Raw genomic sequence first — 19964 nt, 5'->3', positions numbered from 1 at the left:
GCTTATTCATGGCTATTTATATCCAAGATAACACCAAAATCAAAGAATTCATTACTCATTAATATTCTTAATCAACTGATGGAAGAATTGCACCACTTCTCTATAATTGTCGACAGCCAGGTGCTCGTTGATGCCATGAAACCCTGTAGCATTGTCGGGAGAGAGGCGGATTGGAAAGAAGCGATACTGGTTTTCTGATACATTTCGGTAGTGCTTGGTGTCGGTGCCTCCGCCTAGCAAGCCGGGCGTGACAATAGTGCCGGGCATTAGCTGCTTCACGGTTTTGGAAATCAACTGATAGGATGGCGAATTATGGTCAGCTACTCCCGATGGCTCGTTGATGCTACTTACTGGTTTTATTGTAATGCGGTCGTCGGCCACTACCTCAATGATATGCTCCAATACTTCCTGAGTTGTTTCTCCAGGCATCACCCGGAAGTTGACCACCGCAGTAGCGCTGGTAGGAATCACATTGTCTTTTACTCCGCCTTTGATGATCGTTGGTGCGGTGGTGGTGTGGGCGTTAAGCCCTTCCAAAATTTTGCCTCCAAGCAGCCAGGTGTTGGCGAAGGCCATTTTTTGCATAAAGGGCATTTCCGGTCCAACAATATTGATTTGCTCCTGAAGGGTAGGGGTCATTTTGTAGGGAAACTGGTTAGCTTCCAGCTTCACAATGGCCGCTGCCAGGGAACCAATGGTGTTATCTGCAGGAGGCATAGAAGAATGACCTCCGGGAGTTGTAATAGTTAGTTCATAAGAGATAAATCCCTTTTCAGCGACGTTGATGATGGCAACCGGCTTTTTTACGCCGGGCACCATGCCATCAGCCACATAGCCGCCTTCGTCCACTACGAACTCAGCGCTGACACCCTGCTCTTCCAGGTACTTGCCAATGGCCCCCGCACCTTGTTCGCCACCTACTTCTTCGTCGTGCCCGAAAGCCAGATAGATGGTTCGCTTGGGCTGAAGACCATCCGTCAGCGACATTTCCACTGCCTCCAGGATGCTCATTATGCCCACTTTGTCATCCATGGTACCACGTCCATAGATAAACCCATTCTTAATTTCGCCTGAAAACGGAGGTGCCTCCCAATTGGCTAGAGTACCTTCGTCAACCGGCACCACATCCATGTGCGACATCAGAATGACAGGCTTAGCAGAGGCATCCGTGCCCTGCCATTTGTAGAGGAGGCTGTACCCGGCTATCACCTTTTTTTCCAATAAACTGTCGATCAAAGGGAAGGCCTCTGCCAGGAAATTATGAAAACCGTAAAACTCTGCTGAGTCAGGAGTGGCGGGATAACCAAAAGAGATGGTTTTATATTGAATAGCTTTTTGAAAGCGCTCTAACGCAGCATCTGGTACTTCAATTGGCGTGACAGATGCCACCTCAAATGTTTCGGAGGTGAAGGTCAGGGTTTTAACCAGCACAACAAGTACAAGGAGCAAAATGGCAGCCCCAATAATCATTAGTATTCTTTTCACGGTTACGGTTGGTTTGGAATGATAAACTTATGTTGTCAATTTGACCTTCAATATAAATGATGAATATGGAATTGCAGAAACTTAGGGAAGTTTAGAATGCGTTTCCGGGGTGACCAAAATTATATTTGGCGGCTGAGAATAAGTGTCTCACATAATTGAATGGTTTCAGTAGTGCCGTTTTGATAAAGTCAAAAATTTAGGTGCCTGTTACCGGCTTTTTTTAAAATTTTAGACGCAAGAGCTTGTTTGCCGAATTTTTTAATGAAAAGGTGTAGTGACTAATGTCGTTTATTTGTCGGTTGAATGATTAAACAAATCCTTGTCTTCCTGCTATTATGTTTTTTGTCCTTCGGATCCTTGTATGCGCAGGGCTCACCCACTTCGATGCCTGCCAGGCTGGGCGTTTCCACCGGCTTCCGTTCGTTTCTGATAAGAGACGAGCTTGAGTCGTTTAGAAACTTTTCAGGCGGTGCCGTGCCCGTTGGCGTCACGTGGGAGAAGGAAAAAGGGTTTGGTGAGTGGCACCTCGAGGCAGCGGTGGCCATGTCGAGGTTAACAGCTGACAACTCAAGGCTCAAACTAAAGACTTTCGTGTCTAACATGGATGTACAGTATCTTACTAATTTATCCAGATCGAAGACAGGCGGGCGGTTGTCTGTGCATGGCGGCATCAACCTGGTGAATCAGGCTTCGTCCCGAACCTATGCGTTTAACAGCCCCATCGGCGGGCAGGATCCGTTCACGGGAGAGTTTTTTTCTTCGCCTGAATTAATTGTCAAATTAAGAAATACTATTAAAAAAGGCAGGAGGCTTGAGTGGAGCATTGCCTGGGGCTCAATGGCTTATCTCATCTCCAGAGATTACCATCCCATCAGGGGCTTTCAAAGGTTCAGGGATGTCCCTAAGGGAATGGTGTTCGCCAATAATTTTTTAGACCTTGCCTCTAGCTTGTGTTATTCCATACCACTTACTGACAAAACAATCTTGTCAACTGCCTACAAATGGAGATACCTTCGCTACGAACGAAACTATCCATTTCAAATGGCTAATCATGAATTATGTGTTTCAATCTCATGGGCTTCACGAAAATGACAAAAACGATAGCGTTTATTTTGGTGGGAGTGATCCTTTTTGGATGCGAACGTGCTTTTTTCGAAGATGAGCCGGAGGATACCTATGTGAGCAATTTTGAGGTGTTCTGGTCCGAATTTGACCGTAATTATTCCTTCTTTGAGCTAAAAAACATAGACTGGGACTCACTGTATCACGTATATCGTCCCTTGGCAGAGTTGGCAGCAAACGATGGTCAGTTTTTTCAGGTTTTGGCCAAGCTGTCGCTCGAGTTGAAAGATGGTCATGTGAATGTGATCAGTCCTTATGGGGTGTCAACTTACGATTTTGCCAATGGTGAGAGACCTGTCGGGGCAGAAAACGTGAAGCCATACCTTTACAATGTGAAGCAGGCCGGAAGCTCCATTGAATATGCTGAGCTCCTTCGGCAAAATGTAGGCTATATTCATATCAAAACCTTCGGAGGGGACATTGAAGACTACGAGAAAATAGACGATATACTTGAGGCATTAAAAAAAGAAGACGGGCTTATTGTCGACGTACGGTCTAACGGTGGTGGGAGTACCACAAAAAGTCAGACCATCGCCAGCAGATTTGCTGACAAAGAGAGACTGTATCTGAAAGTAAAATACAAGAATGGCCCGGGGCATGGCGATTTTACCGACTGGGACGAACGAACCGTGTCGCCTGAAGGGCCTTCTCAATATAATAAGCCGGTTGTTGTTTTGACTGATAAGAAGACTTTTAGCGCTTCTGAGGAGTTTGTATTGGCTATGAGGTTATTTCCTCAAGTCACGATTGTGGGGGACACTACCGGCGGAGGCTCAGGGAACCCCATTTTGAGAGAACTCCCGAATGGATGGGTATTCAGGCTGTCAAGCTGGATAGCCGCCGACCCGGACAATAATACCTACGAAGGTATCGGGTTGGTACCGGACATACCGGTGACTATGGTGGCCCAAAATTCGCTTGACGATACGGATTATGCGCTGCTGGAAGCGCTGAGGGTGCTTGACAGCCAGTAGTCGGGTCTACGCTCTGTTTTTTGAGTACTTTTCCAGCCCCTTTTTGGCTTGCTCACTTACCTTTTTCTTGAGAAACGGAGTCCATCCCAACAAAAGTCCGGCAGTGCCCAGTGCTTGCCTGCTCCATTTCCAAAAGCTGAAATAATCGGTGTGCCTGATTATTTTCCCATCTTTGAACTCAAAGCTGGCTGAAACCACATTGTGAACCATGTTGCCGGTGCTGCTAAAAAGGTAGTCGGCTGTCCAGTTGGCAGTTCCATTTGTTTCGGTGGCTTGAACGTTAGAAAATTTAATCGAAAGGGTCTCCTTACCTCTTTCAATCAGCATCCGCCACATGTTTCTGGCTTGTTCACCTTTCAATGTTTCGAAGACTGGATCAGAGAATTCTACTTCGTCATGATAAAGAGCTGCCATGGCCTCTGGATCGTGCCGGGCGAATGCACTGTAAAAGCTTTCGATCACTTCTTTATTGGTGAGGGCCATATTAATGTGTTGATACAGTCTGGAGCAAATTGGCCAAAGTTTTGGGTAGTTCAAAGTTAGAGAGTTTACTCAGTCGGCGGCGGGTTCGGTGAGACCCAGCCGTGAATTGGTAAGAGGCTGATCTGCATATCCCAAAATAGGGTGGCAAATCATTCATTATTGACCATTCAGAAATAACGATTCGGCCTAATTGCATTTTAATTCTTATCTTCAATCACAGACAGTTGATAAGAATTCTTTTACCACTTAAACACACTTCATCGATGAACAAGTATTGTTGTCTAATAGCTGCTTTATTACTTTTCGCCACCTCCCTTTCTGCCCAGCAGGTCACATTAACTAAAGATCAAATCGTTGCAATGACCTCCGAATGGAAGGGCGAGCGGCTGGCGGATGGTCGGCCAAAGGTGCCGGATGATCATCTGGAGCGCTTGAAAAATATTTCTATTGAAGAGGCATGGGGTATCATGCGAAACAAAGGGTACCACAACCAGTTTGAAGGCGATTGGATGATTATGGACAATGAAAAGCCTATGACTGGCCGTGCACTCACAGTGCAATACATGCCAGCCAGGGCCGATTACCATGAGATGATTATGGCAAAAGGAAAAGCTGAGAATCGGATTGGAAACTTCAATTCGTGGCCTATCGACATGCTGAAGCCAGGTGACATTTACGTGGCCGATAGCTACGGAAAAATCGTTGATGGCACACTCATTGGCGACAATCTGGGCAACTCCATTTACGCCAAATCGAAAAACGGGGTCATTTTTTACGGTTCTGTACGTGACGAAGAAGGGTTGTCAAAAATTGACGGCTTTAATATGTGGGTGAAGGGGTACGATCCTTCCTATATCCAGGGCATGATGCTCGGCGGTATCAACGTTCCGATACGAATAGGAAGGGCTACCGTGTTGCCTGGAGACGCTGTTTTGGCCAAAAAAGGTGGCGTTATCTTCATTCCGGCGCATCTTCTTGCCGATTTACTTATTAATGCTGAATTCATAGCGCTGAGAGACCAGTTTGGCCATCAGAGGCTGAGAGAGGGCAAGTTTACACCAGGGCAGATTGACCAAAGATGGACCGATGAAATTAAGAATGACTTTCTAAAATGGCTTGATGCTAATCCTGATAAAATTCCAATGTCAAGGGCAGAGCTAGACGCCTATATGAAAGACAGAACGTGGTAATTGAAATTTTCACTTGATAAAAACCAACTTATGATTAATCAAGAAAAAACACCCTCCGATAAGTACTTAGAAAAGCTTGGGATAAAAGATGAGCCTGTTGCTACGCCCGAAGCAAGCAGCAGTGAAGAAAGTGGCGACAATCGTCGAGACTTTATGAAAAAGGTGGGCCTTGGCGGCCTGGCTTTGGGAGGCTTTATGTTTAGCAGCATAGAGGATACCATGGCGCATTCGACATCCAAAGTAAACCGCTACGCAGCTCCCTCTGATCTCAAAATCACTGACATGCGGTATGCTGTTGTAATGAATGGTCATGCCCGCTGCCCCGTGATTAGAATTGATACCAATCAGGGGATTTCGGGCTATGGTGAGGTGAGAGATGGTGCTTCGTGGCGTTATGCAATGTTCTTAAAAAGCCGCATCAAGGGCATGAATCCATGCAGCGTGGAGCAGATCTTCAAACGTATCAAGCAGTTCGGTTTCCATGGTCGCCAGGGTGGGGGAGTTTGTGCGGTAGAAATGGCTTTGTGGGATTTGGCGGGCAAAGCTTACAATGTTCCGGCTTATCAGCTTTTAGGCGGTAAATACAGAGACAAGGTTCGTTTGTATGCCGATACGCCTCAGGGAAGAAACGAAGACGAATTCACAGCCATGGTGGCTAAAAGAGTTGATGAGCAAGGCTTCACCTTCATGAAAATGGACTTTGGTATTGAACTCCTGAGAGATATTCCCGACACAGTGGCAAACAGTAACTTTTGGGACACTGGTCGGCAGTGGACCAACGAGCCAATGACCTACGGATCGACAGAACATCAGTTTACTCAGGTGCAGATTACCGACAAGGGGCTTGATATTCTGATGCAGCGGATAGAAAGAGTCAGAAACAAAATAGGTTATTCTATTCCGCTTGCGTCCGATCACTATGGCCACTTCGATCACAACAACGCCATAAGGTTAGGTAGAGCTGTGGAAAAGTACAGACTAGCGTGGCTGGAAGATCTTATTCCGTGGAAGTTTACAGAACAATGGAAGATGATATCCGACGCCATTGAAACCCCGACAACAACAGGCGAAGATATTTACCTGAAGGAAGAATTCATCAAGCTGATTGACGCAAGGGCAATTGATATTGTGCATCCTGACCTCGCTACTTCAGGTGGTTTGCTGGAAACCAAGAAGATTGGTGATTATGCAGAAGAAAAGGGTGTGGCGATGGCGATGCACTTTGCCGGAACACCGATATCATTCATGGCCAATGTTCACTGTGCGGCGGCTACCCAGAATTTCATGGCCCTTGAGCACCATTCGGTAGACCTGGACTACTGGCAGAACCTGGTGAAGATGACTGGGAAAGGGATCATGATCGAAAAGGGCTTTGCGCCGGTTCCTGATGCGCCCGGCCTGGGTGTTGAGCTCAACGAAGAAGTAGTGAAGCAGCACCTAGATCCTGAGAACAACAAGTATTTCGCACCTACGCCGGAGTGGGACGTAGAGAGATCATGGGACAGACTTTGGAGCTAATATGCTTCAGATGTCAATAAGAAAAGGCCCGTTATTTGATGGGCCTTTTGCTATTTTGTATTGTTGAGTTCTCTCAGCATTCCACCGAACACAAGCCCATGGATAGGGAAGATGGAGTACCAGTAAAGCCTTCCCCATAAGCCTCTGGGTCTGAAAGTGGCCGTCTGATAAAGCACGCCGTCGTCTATGATGAACTCCAGCCAGGCCTCGCCAGGCACTTTCATTTCGGCAAAGAGCAAGAGTCGCTTTTCATCTTTATTGGCGTACAGCACACGCCAAAAATCCAATGAGTCGCCAGCATTGATGTCGTTGACGTTGGTTCTGCCTCGCCTAAGCCCTACACCGCCCACGAGTTTGTCGAGAAAGCCCCGAAGCTTCCACAACCAATTGCCATAGTACCAGCCAGTTTCGCCGCCCAGCGCCCAGATGCGGTCAAGGACTTTGTCTGTGTCCTTCACCTTCACATCCCTTTTGTCTTTGAGGCATCCGTAAACTGGCACTTCGATGTATTCCGAAAGGTTTTCACTCATTCTTCCACTTACCAAGCTGTCTTTCCAGCTTGAAGGCACTACATGCTGATTGATTTTTGAGAAGGCTTTTGCAAGTGCCTCGGCATAGCTGATTGTTTCAATGTCCAGAAGCTTGGCCAGGCGGTCGTCGCTGCAAACCACTTCCACTTTCATGCTGTCGACCAGGGTCACTGCCAGCCGATAGGAAGTAGAAGTGACAAAAAATAGCCAATATGATGACAGCTTTGGTGTCATGACCGGCAGGGTAAAGATCCATCTTTTCAGTTTTCGTGCCTTGGCGAACCCCAGTAACATTTCTTTGTAGGTGAGCACGTCGGGCCCTCCTATGTCATAGTTGTCGTTGTAGGTGGCTTTGTTGTGTAACACACTCGACAGAAAAAGAATGACATCAGTAATGCCAACAGGCTGGCAGCGGGTGTTGAGCCAACGGGGAGTGATCATCACGGGTAGCTTCTCCACGAGGTCTCTGATGATTTCAAAAGAAGCACTTCCTGACCCAACGATGATGCCAGCCCGCAAGGTGGTGAGCGCAAAGTTGCCTTGCGACAGGATATTCTCCACTTCTTTTCTTGAAGCCAGGTGTTTTGAAAGGGTTTCTTCGTTCACAATTCCGCTTAGGTAGATGACCTGTTCGATTTTCTTGCCTGCTACTGCTTTGTTGAAATTGTGGGCGGACTTGCTTTCGAGCTCATTGAATTTGCCTGATGAGCCCGACATTGAATGAATGAGGTAGTAGGCAGCATCGATACCTTCAGGAATGTTTTTAAGGGTGTCTTTTTTTAGAAAATCGACCTCCACCACCTCGATGTGCCCATCCAGGTGTTTTGGTGGGTTGAATCGTTTGGCATCTCTTACGCAGCATATCACCTCATGGCCGTGGTTGACCAAAGCCGGAAGCAACCTTTTGCCGATGTAGCCGGTGGCGCCGGTCAGGAGAATTCTCATAGAATTGATTCAAGTGGATGAGGAAGAGCCTCATGTTATCAGTATAACCAAGGAGGTGCCGTTCTGTTTATTTGCCGGACGAAACGGCTTTAGTTTAAGGGCTGTCAGGGGACAGCCCTTGGGTGGTAGCCCATTTAGTACTGATGAAATAGCCATAAGGAATACCATACCCAACGGAACCGGCGTGGAACGATGAATAAGTGAATCGAAAATCTAAATATACATTCCCATTGGTAAAAGCTATTCCCGCTTCGGCGGACCGATCGCACCGGCGAACCGGTGGCCGCTGAGGAACAAATTATATACAGATGAATACAAAGAAAAAGACTGTCCCGTTGGTCTGTCCCCCGACAGACCAATCTACTGATCAATTCTTTTGCAAAGCTGCTCCATTACCCAATTTGTTCGGGTGGCTGAAACGCCTGTGCTTGGACATTTGCCTTTGCCAGTGAGTTCGTCTACGATGGTTTGTATGAGTGGCTGCTGAATGTGTCTGGGGATATCAAACGTCATCCTTTCGGCGGGCTTTCCTTCCACTTTCAATGTCACGGAGTGGTCGCTGAAATAGGGGAAAGAAATCTCACCCTTGCTGCCAATGATGGTAGTTACCTCTTCATCTGAGGCATCTGAGGTAGCAAAGCACCAGGTTCCCTGCCCGAGCACACCACTTTCAAAAACGAATGAGCCAGTCACAATATCTTCTGCCGGGTAAATACCACCCTGGTTGGCCGCATAACCATGGGCGTGTTTCACAGGGCCTAGCAAAAAGTCCAGTATGTCAAGTTGATGGCAACCAAGGTCGTAGAAATAGCCACCACCCGCTACCTCAGGGAAAATGCGCCAGTTGTCGGGGTCGCCTGCGGCCCCAACGATGTCCGGCTCCAGTGGCTTGTTGAGCTTAATATTTACATACCTCACGTCGCCAATTACCCCAGATTCAATCAATGATTTTACCTTCAAAAAATTGGGCAGCATTCTGCGGTAGTAGGCGATGAATAGCGGAACACCAGCTTGCTTGCAGGCATCCACCATGGCCTGACATTCTGATGTGCTCCGGGCCATAGGCTTTTCTACGTACACTGGCTTGCCTGCCTTGGCAGTTTTGAAAGTATAATCGGCATGTGAGCCGGGAGGAGTGGCGATATAGATGGCGTTGATATCAGGGTCGTTAATAAGTTTGTCAGCATCGTCATACCATTTTGGGACGCCGTGTCTTTTGGAGAAGTCAGCTGCCTTTTCGCCGTTGCGCCGCATGACGGCCACGAGGCTTGAGTTTTCTACTTTCTGGAATGCCGGACCACTTTTTACTTCGCATACATCGCCTACGCCAATAATGCCCCAGCGTACTTCTTTGAGGGTGTTAAACATAAAAATTGTGTCTTTCGTAAAAGTTAAAGATAAAAATAAACCCCAGAACTGTGGAGAAATTCTGGGGTTTGGGAAAACTCCCGACCGGTTTTGTTATATCTTTTGTGGCATCGGCTTTTAAAATTCTAATCTATAGCTCAGGTTAGGCAAAAGCCCCAACTGCTGGAATGTCTCAATTTTGCCAGTTCTGCTGTCAAAGTACTCACCAAACACATTGTATCTGGCTGTTACATTCTGAACATTAATTGAAAGGATGGACGAATGTCCGGGTTTGTTGCGGCGGTAGCTTATGCCAACATCCAATCGGGCATAGTCGGGCATACGTTGGTCATAAGCATTCGCATAGTCTAACACTGTTCTGTCCTCAGCAATGCTTTGCTCAAGATTAATCGGTACTTTCCGGTTGCCGCCAGCATAAATCACCCGGGTATTGAAGCCGAGAAGATTATCCTTTGTTCTGCCGACCTTATACTCTTTACCAGCGATAAAATTACCGGTAAAATTTCCGTTGAAACGTGTGTTTCGTTCGATACCATCCGCTCCGGTATACTTCGACTGGTACAGTGAGGAAGTGACCATATAGTAAAAACCGTTTGTTAAGAACTTTTCCAGCGTTAGTTCGAGGCCATAGTTGCGCCCGGTTCCGTCGTTGGTTAACGGACGAGTCGTGTAGCCATCTTTGGCGTTCAGTACACTAAATGTTGGCGCCCATTCATCCGTATTTGTCACTTGTGCAATCGGTACATTATAAAGGTGCTGATAATAGGCTTCGGCTTTTAGCCGAACGTTCTCGGTCAGCTGTTTTTCATAACCAATTACAAAATGACCGGCTTTGCTCATCTCGAGGCCCTTGTTGTGCTGAACCAGGGTTCCATCTTCAAGGGTTTCGTTAGCCAGATAGAGCGACGCCGATTCAAGGCGGCTGTGAAGCCCAATGCCTGCAGTTATCGATGAACCCCTGGCAACTGTCCACTTCATTCCAAAACGTGGTTCCAGTGCATGCTGGTTTTTCAGAAAAAGGTGCGAATAGTGGAACCCTGTGTTCAACGTCAGATGCTCACCTGCCCGGTACTGCCATTGTGAGAAACCCTGAAGGAACAACATGCTACCGGCTGCGTCTAGTCCCGTGTAAGTGGTGTCATCAATATTGTTGTAGTAGCTTGAAATGAGGTCGTAGCCGAGGGAACTGGCAATGATGCCGGAGCGCAGCGTATTTCGGGCGTTGAACTTTTGATTAAGCATTGTCGATACCCGGTAGTCTTTCCTCAGAAAAGATTCCTTGTTGTGCACCTTGAGTTTCAGCGAGTCTTCGTCATAAGAATTGTAACCTCTGGAACTTGTGAGTTTTGTTTCGAGAAAAGTATCGTTATTCAAAAAGTAGATATGGGAAAGGCCCATTGCGCCCATGCCTGACTTAAAATTGCTGTTGAAATTGTCTCCATCTTCAGGCACAGCCAGCTCGGTGTCTCTGCTCAGCCCCCCGAGGCCCCATAGGGAGAAGGTACCGGCCTTCCGGGTCGGTAAATGAAGCTTGTAGGATAGATCCTGAAACACAATCTCTTCTTCTCCGAAGATAGGAAGCAGACCAAGTTGGTTAAGCAGAGAAAGTGTAGAATAGCGGTAGTTCAATAAATACGAAGCTTTGCCTCCTTTTTTTAGCGGGCCTTCGGCCGCCACGGCAATGCCAAGCACACCCGCCTGAAAAGCGTATTCTCTCTTATCGGTATTGCCTTTTCTGAGTTTGATGTCAAACACACCACTCAGAGCGTTGCCATACTGCGCAGGAAATGCACCTGTGTAAAAGTCGGAATTGGCGAGCATGTTGTTGCTCAAAATACTGATGCCTCCTGATGAAGAGCCCTCCTCCGCAAAGTGATTGGGGTTTGGTACTTCCACGCCCTCTACCCGCCAAAGCATGCCTCTGGGGGAGTTGCCTCTGATCACCAGCTCATTTTGGATGTCATCGCCGCCGCCACGCACACCTGCAAAAGACTGTGCAGCCCTGGCCGGATCATCAAAGGTTGCCGCATAACGGCTTGTTTCCTCCACGTTGATGGATTTGGCACTGACAGTGGCAAAGTCGTTAAGTGGAGTTCCTTTGTCTTGTTCCGAGGCAGTGACAACCACCTCAGCCATTTGAACAATGGATTCTGTCAGGTGAACATTCAGTACCACTTCTTTTCCTGAGCCCACCAGCACTTCCGGAATCAGTTTGTTTTCGTAGCCAACAAATGAAATCTGCACATGGTGGCGCCCAACAGGCACTTTTTCAATTTTGAAATAGCCATCAAGGTCGGTTACCGCACCCTTCATGGGGTTGCTGTTGACGATCATTACCGTGGCACCTGGCACAGGCGCCAGCGACTGCGCATCCAGCACCTGGCCCTTCACTGTTTGCGTTAAGTCCTGGCTGGCAAAGGCAAAAGAGTATCCCGAGAGCAAGCTGCTCAGCAGCAAGCATTTAAAAAAATTAGGCATATGATTATTTTGAGATTTTAACTTGCTACAATGACGATGACCGCCGCCAAAGGTTTCCAAACATTTACTTACCCGATAATTTTTTTTGATAAAAAGCACGAAGTTGTTGATAAGACCGTTGGCTGCATTGGGGGTAGCAGATAGTTCTATTTTAGGTGGCAAATAATTCACCAGAGTATACTGGGATATAAAAATCAGCCTATTCGTTACTTCTTTCAGCAGGATTCATTTAATTCAGTTTTCCTTTGAAACAACACTGTGAAATATTTTAATCATGGACAGACGAACCGCCCTTAAACAAGCTGCCCTTTTTGCTGGTGGAGTGGCGCTCCTGCCATCATGCTCTTTCGGATCTGAGCGGGTGGCCATGGCACTTAACAATTTGCAGATAGATGCTGATCAGCAAGATTTGCTCGCCAAAATTGTACAAACCATTATCCCTTCAGGGGAAATTCCCGGCGCTGACGAGCTGGAAGTCTACAAGTTTGTGCTGGTGATGGCCGACGATTGTATGGACAAGAGCGAGCAGGGTGTATTTACGAGTGGTCTTCAAAAATTTGGCCCTTTTGTTAAGGAAAATTTTGACAAGGCTTTTGCAAAAGGCGACCAGGCGTACAAAGAGAAAGTTCTTACCGACATCATGGCCATGGAAGATGCTGACGATGCATCTAAACCAGGCCTGAAAGATGTTAAATCATTTCTGGATGCTACCAAGGGATACACGATTAGGGGTTATATGTCTTCGCAGTACATCTTGACAGAAAAATTCCCCTATAAGCACGTGCCAGGCCCCTTCCAGGCATGTGTATCTACTGACGGATTAATTGTAATGTAATGGCAAATTTTAATATAGACAGCACCAAAGAAAACACCTACGACGCCATTGTCATCGGTTCGGGAATGAGCGGAGGATGGGCAGCCAAAGAGCTGGCCGACAAAGGCTTGAAAACGCTGATTCTTGAGCGGGGAAGGGATGTGAAGCACAACGTGGACTACCCAACCACCAATATGATGCCCTGGGAATTCAAGCATCGGATGCAGGTGCCACAGGAAATAGTGGAAGAGAATCCGATAGTAAGCAAGTGTTACAATTTCCGGGAAGATTCTATGCACTTCTTTGTGAAAGACAAAGAGCATCCCTACGTGCAAGAGAAGCCTTTTGACTGGATCAGGGGCTACCAGGTGGGAGGCAAGTCCATTATGTGGGCGAGACAGACCCAACGCTGGAGCGACTTCGACTTTGAAGGGCCTGCAAGAGATGGGTTTGCTGTTGACTGGCCGATCAGGTACAAGGACATTGCTCCCTGGTACAGTTACGTTGAGAAGTTTGTAGGCATTGCCGGCTTCAAAGATGGTCTTCCTAATCTTCCTGATGGCGAGTTTTTGCCAGGCTACGACCTGAATTGCGTAGAAGGCTACTTCAAAGAGAAAGTAGAGTCGACCTATCAGGATAGAAATATCATCTCTGCCCGTTGTGCCCACCTTTCCGAGCCTCAGCCTATTCACTTGGAGCAAGGGAGGGGCCAGTGCATGAACAGAACCTTGTGTCAGCGTGGGTGCCCGTTTGGAGGCTACTTCAATAGTAATTCGTCCACGATTCCATGGGCATTGAAAACAGGCAATGCCACACTAAGACCATTCTCTGTGGTACACTCTCTTATCTATGACGATGTGAAAGAGAAAGTGACCGGCGTGCGGGTGGTTGATTCCGAATCGAAGGAAATGATCGAGTACTACGCTTCCATCGTATTTGTAAATGCAGGAGCACTTAATACTAATCTGATTCTCCTCAATTCAACGTCAAATAGGTTTCCTTACGGACTGGGAAATGACAATGGACTGCTTGGTAAGTATGCTGCCTTCCACAACTATAGAGCGAGAGTTTCAGGTCGTTATGAAGGCTTCCCTGACAAAACAACGGTAGGTCGCAGGCCTACCAGCGGTTATATCCCTCGTTTCCGCAATGTGTACAAACAGGAAACAGACTTCTTAAGAGGTTATGCAGCTGGGTTCAGCGCTGGGCATGGAGTCGATCGAGACTATAGTGGCGTTGGTGAATCGCTGAAAGCAAACCTGTTGAACCCAGAATGGGGTAGCTGGCATGTAGGCTCTCATATGATGGGGGAAACTATTCCGAAAGAGTCTAATTACTGGGGCATTGACCCAACGCAGAAGGACGAGTGGGGCATCCCATTGCTGAAAGTCAATGTGGATTATGACGACAACGACGAGAAAATGGTGGCTGACTACATAGAGCAGCTCACTGAGATGTTCACAATGGCCGGCTTTACCGACATTCAGTCGAACGATTCCAAACAGGCGCCTGGCCTGGATATCCATGAAATGGGCGGTGTACGCATGGGCAAAGACCCTAAAACGTCGCTGCTTGACAAGTGGAACCGGATGCATCTGGCCAAAAACGTCTTTGTTACTGACGGGGCTTGCATGACCTCTACCAGCACACAAAACCCCTCGCTCACTTACATGGCACTAACAGCCAGAGCGGTGGATTTTGCGGTGAAGGAAATGCCGAAGGAGACGACTTAGAAGATAACCGACTACAGCAAAATAACATAAATGAAATGGTGAGCCGACGCTCACCATTTTTTTACAAGAAAAGCGTAAGCGACAGAATACTTCCGAGCTGCTCTCTGACAAACTTGGTGGCTTTGAGTAACTGGGTCTTGGTTGTGTTTTCACTAATTCCCATGTTTTCGCTGATCATTTTTATACTCTGCTGATCCATGATCCTTCTCTGGAAAATTTCTTTTCTTTTTTTCGGAAGCTTGTCCATTACAGCTTCGATATTTCTCAAACACTCCCGGAAGCTGATCTCATCCTGAGTGGAATTGTCGAGGTTAGAGATCAACTCTTTCAAGTCAGTTTCAATGGTGTGAACTCTTGCTATTTTTTGCAGTTGCTTGAATGAAAAATCTCTGGCAATTTTATAGATGAGTCCCTCTAATGACAGAGCGAGATCTAACGTATTTCTCTTGTTCCAGATTGTAATGAAGGTGTCCTGCGTAATTTCTTCGGCAATTTCTTTCGACTTGCAAATCTTAAAAGCAAAGAAATACACCCTCTGAAAATAGTTGTGGTACAACTCTTCAAAAGCCTCTTTGTCGCCGTTTTTGATGGCTTCAACTAGCTGAGGGCGTAGCATTATGTAGGTGTGTTGTAGGTATTAGTTATCTCCTAATGTCGAAAAATAGTTTAGAAATAAAAAAAAGTTACCAGCTCAGTCACCCGTTCGTCTGGCTTTTGGGAGATATATACAAAAGGGTAACCAAGTGAAGACTAGAAAAAAGCAAGAGCTATTTCAAAAGTACCTTTCAGGTCAGGCCAGCGACAAGGAAGTTGACCTGTTGATGCGCCTGATTGATGAAGGGGGTACGGATGACCTTGGCCCGCAAGCGGAGATCATATGGAATGAAAGCCATCTGTTTCCTCAGATGGAAGTTGAGGTCACTGAGCGTTTGACAAATCGCATTGCTGCCTCGCTAGACCAAATGAAAGAGCAGAACCTGCCTAAGACGCTGAGAGTAATGCCTTACTGGCTTCGTGTAGCCGCTGTTTTAGTTCCGGTGGCAGTTTTTAGTGTTGTTTTCTATTTGATCAAGGGAAAGGAAACCTCACTTGTTGCCAATGAACAAGTGGAAACAATTACTTATGTCGAAAAAATCAACCCAAAGGGCCAAAAGTCAACTATTATCCTTTCTGATGGTAGTGTTGTGACCTTGAACGCTGACAGTAAGCTCGTTTATCAGGAACGGTTTGAGGGTAAAGAGCGAAAGGTGACTTTGGAGGGTGAAGCTTTTTTTGATGTGACTAAAGACCCCAGCCGCCCATTTATTATAGAGACCGAACAGTTGATTACAAGGGTTCTGGGCACTTCGTTTACCGTCAGAGCCTATCCGAATGCTGAAGGGGTTAAGGTGGCAGTAGCAACTGGTAAAGTGTCGGTTGAGAAAGCTGGAGGGAAGAAATCAGGAAATGACGGGGAGACTTTGGTATTAGTGCCTGGTGAGATGGGCGTTTTTGAAAAACTTCACCGTACACTCAACAAAGAATCATTCGATGAAAGGGATTTATTCGAATGGAAAGAAGGCTTGATATATTTCGAAAACGCCGAATTCGGAGAAGTATTGGAAAGGCTGGAACAGTGGTATGGCGTTAGCATCAAAGTTGAAAAGAGGATATCGCTAGAAAAGGATTTCAGTGGCGCTTATAAAAACAAGCCTTTGGAACTCGTGCTGGAAGGATTGGCATTCGTCTACGATTTCGAATATGAAATCAAAAGCAAGACCGTAAGAATTTATTAACGCCGCTTTGGACAACAACTAAAATTAACCAACGATAAGCTTATGGAAATAAACACAAGTTAAAAAAGAGTCTCATGAAGCCGACAAAACATGGGGATGGCTTGACGGCAATCATGAGACAAAGTCTGTGTTCTTGAATTTCGCAAACAAAAACTACTTAGACTATGAAATCAAAAGTACTGAAAAAAATTGCAATTATGTCAAAATACGCAGTTTATGGCATGATTCTGCAGACTGTATTATGCACCCTGATATTTGCCAGTGAGGGCGAAGCACAACGAAAAAGCCTTGACGAAATCCTTGTTTCAGTTGAACTGAAGAACCTGAAAATTGAGGAGGCGTTTTCCAGAATAGAGGAAATTACTGAATTCGATTTCGCTTATAAAAGAAGTGATTTTGATACGAGAAAGCGTATTTCGCTAGCTGTGCAAAACCAGCCGATGACAGAGTTACTTCTCGGCATTGCCAGAGAAACAGGATTACAATTCAAAAGAATTGATGAGACCATAAATGTTAGCCGTGCCTTCGAGCAGACAAACCTGGTATCGGAGCTGCTGGCAGTTGTAGCAACTGCGTCGGAAGTGGAAGTAACGGGCAGGGTTACCGACAATGGTGGTAATGGGCTCCCGGGCGTTAACGTACTGATTAAGGGGACAAGCACCGGCACTGTTACGGACTTTGATGGTAATTACAAGTTGCTGGCCGAGGATAATGCTACATTGGTGTTCAGTTTTGTTGGATATAAAACCGCAGAAGTAGCGATTGGGGGACGAACTTCGATTAGCGTTACACTGGATGACGATATCGCTGCGTTAGAAGAGATTGTGGTTGTGGGGTATGGAGAGCAGAAGAAGGTGAGCGTGACAAATGCAGTAGCTCAGGTAAATGGCGAGGAATTGACCAAACGCCCTGTTTCAAGCATTCAACAGTCGTTGCAAGGTCAGGCAGCTGGACTAACGGTGCTGGATCAGGGAGGGAGCCCCGGCAGAACGGCAACGACAATGCGGGTAAGAGGTATAACCACACTCGGAAATAAAAACGATGCCCTGGTTATTGTCGACGGTGTTGAGCAACAGCTCACCAATATCAACCCTGGTGATATCGAGTCTGTTTCAATACTGAAGGACGCTGCATCAACAGCTATTTATGGATCCAGAGCTGCTAATGGTGTTATCCTTATTACAACGAAGAGAGCCAAAGAAGGGAAAGTCACTGTGGACTACAGCACGTATTATGCGCTGCAAAACTCGGTAAACAATCCGAAAATGGATATGCCTTCCTACATGAAACTACAGCAAGTGGCGTATGAGAATGCAGGCCTTGTAGTTCCTCAGAAATTTACCGACCAGGGAATAGACGAGTATTTGAGGGGGAACAAAACTGATCCAGAAAAATTTCCTCACGTGAACGAGTGGTACAAGGTTATGCTTTATGCAGCGCCACAGTTCAACCATAACCTGGCAGTGAGTGGAGGTAGTGAGACTTTCAAAGCGAGGATGAGCATGCGATACATGAAGCAAAACTCTATCCTTGATGTCCCTATCGACTACGGTAGCAATTTGCGTGATGTGAGGGTGAATTCCGATTTCAAGGCCTCTGAAAATTTGACGTTCAGCACTGATTTGAATTACAGGAGCAACTACTCTTTGGCACCCGTCAACGAAGCCAACGTTTTTGACAGGTTTATCCACGGCTCTCTTTTTGCTACTCCTAAATATGAAGATGGCACTTATGGACTGAGTACACAAGGCAATAACCCACTAATGTTTGCTGAGCAGCAGGGAACCTCCAAGCTATGGAACGAGAACATCTTTGGAAGTGCTAAAGCACAGTGGAAAATTGTTGATCACCTCACATTCAGTTCACAACTTGCTATGCGGATTGATAATATCCGCAGAAAGGACTTTACCAATGCTTTTTCGAATACAGACAAAAACACCAATATTACCAGGACTGTAGTAAACAATAGCCTAACCGAGATCAGGGACAATTCTACCGAGTATACCTGGAACAACCTACTTTTGTACGACAATGCATTCGGAAACCACGAGGTGAAGGCCCTCCTTGGCTACTCAACCATTGACAACGCCAAAGACTCTTTAAGGGCCTACAGAGAAAGGTTTTATAATAATGACATCCAGTCGATAGGCCAGGGTGCCGACGACGGAACAAAGACCAATTATGGAGTAAATTCTCAGTTTGGGTTAAGGTCATACTTTTCAAGGGTGAATTATTCATACAATGATAGATACTTGCTTGAAATGAATGCCCGGTACGACGGCTCTTCTAGGTTTACTGGTAGTAATCAGTACAGCTTTTTCCCTTCTTTCTCTGGAGGGTGGCGTATTTCTGAGGAAGACTTTATGCAGGGAATTGTACCGTTGGATGAATTCAAACTTAGGGCGTCGTGGGGAAAAACTGGAAACCAAACGGTTGGGCTTTATAGCTACTATCAGTCGCTTTTTGCCAGTGCCTATACCTTCAATGGAGTATCTGTAATTGGTTTCCAACCAACCACGATTTCCAATCGAGATATCACCTGGGAGACTACAACTCAAACGGATATCGGTTTTGATGCACAGGTATTTGGCGGTTTTACGGTAGCACTGGATTATTATTTTAAGCGTACAGAAGGAATTTTGCTAAACCTGCCGATTCCAGCTACGATCGGTTTAGGAGCACCGCCCCAAAATGCAGGAGTGGTCGACAATAAGGGAGTTGAGCTACAGCTAGGGTATAGAAATGCCCCCGACAAAGCCCTTCGGTACAATACAACCTTAAATATATCTGCCAATAGAAATAATGTGGTAAGCCTTTCAGGAACTGGGCCATACATCACAGGTAGCGATATCAACCCTCTAACGATAATAGATGAGGGTTTGCCAATCAATTCTCAATGGGGTTATAAAACAGACGGGCTGTTTCAGACTCAGGAGGAGGTGGATTCTTATCCAAATATTGGACCAAATCGTGGGCCTGGCGATGTGAAGTATGTTGATATCAACAATGATGGTCTTATCAATGCCAGCGACAGAGTGGTAATAGGCAAATCATTCCCAGATTTCGTGTTTGCGCTCAATGGCAATGTTTCTTACAAGAATTTTGAGCTTAACCTGCTCCTCCAGGGTGCGTCAGGGGTTGACACTCGCCTGGCAGGTGGTATTGCGGAAAATGGCAATAACGAAGGGTTCGTGCCGGAAATTGTTAGCAAAGGAAATTATTGGACATCTGAAAACACGGATGCTAGATTTCCAAGGCCCTATAAAAGAGACTTGTTGAACATGTATACATCTGATAGAATGATCATAGATGGTTCCTACTTAAGGCTGAAAAATGTTCAGTTGCTGTATAACCTGCCGGACATGTTGGTGACAAAAATGCGTATGACCAGGGCCAACGTTTATGTTTCTGCCACCAATCTGTTCACTATTTCCAAGCTTAATCAATGGGGCCTTGATCCGGAAGTAGGCAATGGGAGGGCGACTTACTACCCTCAGGTTTCTTTGTGGACGCTTGGGGCAAATATTCAGTTTTAATCACCTAAATATT

At 46.3% G+C, this 19964-nt stretch carries 14 protein-coding genes; 8 read left to right on the top strand and 6 right to left on the bottom strand.

The annotated features are described in order from the left end of the window. Positions 1-51 precede the first annotated feature (51 nt). A complete protein-coding gene (locus AAC052_RS15820; protein WP_339814452.1) occupies positions 52-1485 on the bottom strand; it encodes a M20 family peptidase in 1434 nt (477 codons plus the stop codon). Between the two features lie 303 nt (positions 1486-1788). On the opposite strand from AAC052_RS15820, the gene AAC052_RS15815 reads away from it, so the two are divergent. Next, positions 1789-2577 (top strand): hypothetical protein, encoded by a 789-nt coding sequence (locus AAC052_RS15815; RefSeq protein ID WP_317487466.1) that lies wholly within the window; start codon positions 1789-1791, stop codon positions 2575-2577. Beyond that, complete coding sequence (locus AAC052_RS15810; protein WP_339814450.1) at positions 2544-3581, top strand: S41 family peptidase; 1038 nt, start codon at positions 2544-2546, stop codon at positions 3579-3581. Before AAC052_RS15815 ends, AAC052_RS15810 begins: the two co-directional genes overlap by 34 nt. 6 nt (positions 3582-3587) lie before the next feature. Here AAC052_RS15810 and AAC052_RS15805 read toward each other — a convergent pair whose 3' ends face one another. Next, positions 3588-4064, bottom strand: coding sequence for a nuclear transport factor 2 family protein (locus AAC052_RS15805; protein ID WP_339814448.1), 477 nt, complete (start codon positions 4062-4064; stop codon positions 3588-3590). Between the two features lie 263 nt (positions 4065-4327). Here AAC052_RS15805 and AAC052_RS15800 point away from each other — a divergent pair, with 263 nt between their 5' ends. Both AAC052_RS15800 and AAC052_RS15795 read left to right on the top strand, forming a co-directional pair. Then, positions 4328-5254, top strand: a complete 927-nt coding sequence (locus AAC052_RS15800; protein ID WP_317487463.1) for an RraA family protein — start codon at positions 4328-4330, stop codon at positions 5252-5254. Between the two features lie 30 nt (positions 5255-5284). Next, entirely contained in the window at positions 5285-6772 is a 1488-nt protein-coding gene (locus AAC052_RS15795; protein WP_339814446.1) for a mandelate racemase/muconate lactonizing enzyme family protein, read from the top strand. A gap of 50 nt (positions 6773-6822) precedes the next feature. On the opposite strand, the gene AAC052_RS15790 is transcribed toward AAC052_RS15795, so the two are convergent. The 3 genes from AAC052_RS15790 to AAC052_RS15780 all read right to left on the bottom strand — a co-directional run bounded on the left by AAC052_RS15790 (position 6823) and on the right by AAC052_RS15780 (position 12093). Continuing rightward, positions 6823-8247, bottom strand: a complete 1425-nt coding sequence (locus AAC052_RS15790; protein WP_317487461.1) for an SDR family oxidoreductase — start codon at positions 8245-8247, stop codon at positions 6823-6825. 360 nt (positions 8248-8607) lie between these two features. Then, positions 8608-9615: a Gfo/Idh/MocA family oxidoreductase gene (locus AAC052_RS15785; RefSeq protein ID WP_339814444.1), complete on the bottom strand. Its 1008-nt coding sequence runs from the start codon at positions 9613-9615 to the stop codon at positions 8608-8610. Positions 9616-9732: 117 nt separating this feature from the next. Further along, positions 9733-12093: a TonB-dependent receptor gene (locus tag AAC052_RS15780; RefSeq protein WP_339814442.1), complete on the bottom strand. Its 2361-nt coding sequence runs from the start codon at positions 12091-12093 to the stop codon at positions 9733-9735. A gap of 274 nt (positions 12094-12367) precedes the next feature. On the opposite strand from AAC052_RS15780, the gene AAC052_RS15775 reads away from it, so the two are divergent. After that, positions 12368-12928: a gluconate 2-dehydrogenase subunit 3 family protein gene (locus AAC052_RS15775; protein ID WP_339814440.1), complete on the top strand. Its 561-nt coding sequence runs from the start codon at positions 12368-12370 to the stop codon at positions 12926-12928. Continuing rightward, positions 12928-14640, top strand: coding sequence for a GMC family oxidoreductase (locus AAC052_RS15770; protein WP_339814438.1), 1713 nt, complete (start codon positions 12928-12930; stop codon positions 14638-14640). The genes AAC052_RS15775 and AAC052_RS15770 overlap by 1 nt, the downstream gene beginning before the upstream one ends. 61 nt (positions 14641-14701) lie before the next feature. On the opposite strand, the gene AAC052_RS15765 is transcribed toward AAC052_RS15770, so the two are convergent. Further along, positions 14702-15256 carry a sigma-70 family RNA polymerase sigma factor gene (locus AAC052_RS15765; RefSeq protein WP_151998316.1) on the bottom strand — a complete coding sequence of 185 codons (555 nt, stop codon included), beginning with the start codon at positions 15254-15256 and terminating at the stop codon, positions 14702-14704. A 127-nt stretch (positions 15257-15383) separates the two neighbouring features. Between AAC052_RS15765 and AAC052_RS15760 the strand changes: the two genes are divergently transcribed. Then, positions 15384-16415, top strand: coding sequence for a FecR domain-containing protein (locus AAC052_RS15760; protein WP_339814434.1), 1032 nt, complete (start codon positions 15384-15386; stop codon positions 16413-16415). 197 nt (positions 16416-16612) lie between these two features. Continuing rightward, positions 16613-19951, top strand: coding sequence for a TonB-dependent receptor (locus AAC052_RS15755; RefSeq protein WP_317487453.1), 3339 nt, complete (start codon positions 16613-16615; stop codon positions 19949-19951). Positions 19952-19964 lie beyond the last annotated feature (13 nt).

It is taken from the genome of uncultured Imperialibacter sp., assembly GCF_963974565.1.
In the GTDB taxonomy this organism is placed as follows: Bacteria; Bacteroidota; Bacteroidia; order Cytophagales; family Cyclobacteriaceae; genus Imperialibacter; species Imperialibacter roseus.
Note: the sequence above shows the minus strand (reverse complement) of the source record. Positions and strands in the feature narration are given on the sequence as shown.

Bases quoted from the DNA above. Each gene is read 5' to 3' on its own strand.
- AAC052_RS15785 (WP_339814444.1), bottom strand. From the start codon at position 9,615: ATGTTTAACACCCTCAAAGAAGTACGCTGGGGCATTATTGGCGTAGGC.
- AAC052_RS15790 (WP_317487461.1), bottom strand. From the start codon at position 8,247: ATGAGAATTCTCCTGACCGGCGCCACCGGCTACATCGGCAAAAGGTTG.
- AAC052_RS15810 (WP_339814450.1), top strand. From the start codon at position 2,544: ATGTGTTTCAATCTCATGGGCTTCACGAAAATGACAAAAACGATAGCG.
- AAC052_RS15770 (WP_339814438.1), top strand. From the start codon at position 12,928: ATGGCAAATTTTAATATAGACAGCACCAAAGAAAACACCTACGACGCC.
- AAC052_RS15805 (WP_339814448.1), bottom strand. From the start codon at position 4,064: ATGGCCCTCACCAATAAAGAAGTGATCGAAAGCTTTTACAGTGCATTC.
- AAC052_RS15800 (WP_317487463.1), top strand. From the start codon at position 4,328: ATGAACAAGTATTGTTGTCTAATAGCTGCTTTATTACTTTTCGCCACC.
- AAC052_RS15795 (WP_339814446.1), top strand. From the start codon at position 5,285: ATGATTAATCAAGAAAAAACACCCTCCGATAAGTACTTAGAAAAGCTT.
- AAC052_RS15780 (WP_339814442.1), bottom strand. From the start codon at position 12,093: ATGCCTAATTTTTTTAAATGCTTGCTGCTGAGCAGCTTGCTCTCGGGA.
- AAC052_RS15765 (WP_151998316.1), bottom strand. From the start codon at position 15,256: ATGCTACGCCCTCAGCTAGTTGAAGCCATCAAAAACGGCGACAAAGAG.
- AAC052_RS15815 (WP_317487466.1), top strand. From the start codon at position 1,789: ATGATTAAACAAATCCTTGTCTTCCTGCTATTATGTTTTTTGTCCTTC.
- AAC052_RS15775 (WP_339814440.1), top strand. From the start codon at position 12,368: ATGGACAGACGAACCGCCCTTAAACAAGCTGCCCTTTTTGCTGGTGGA.
- AAC052_RS15755 (WP_317487453.1), top strand. From the start codon at position 16,613: ATGTCAAAATACGCAGTTTATGGCATGATTCTGCAGACTGTATTATGC.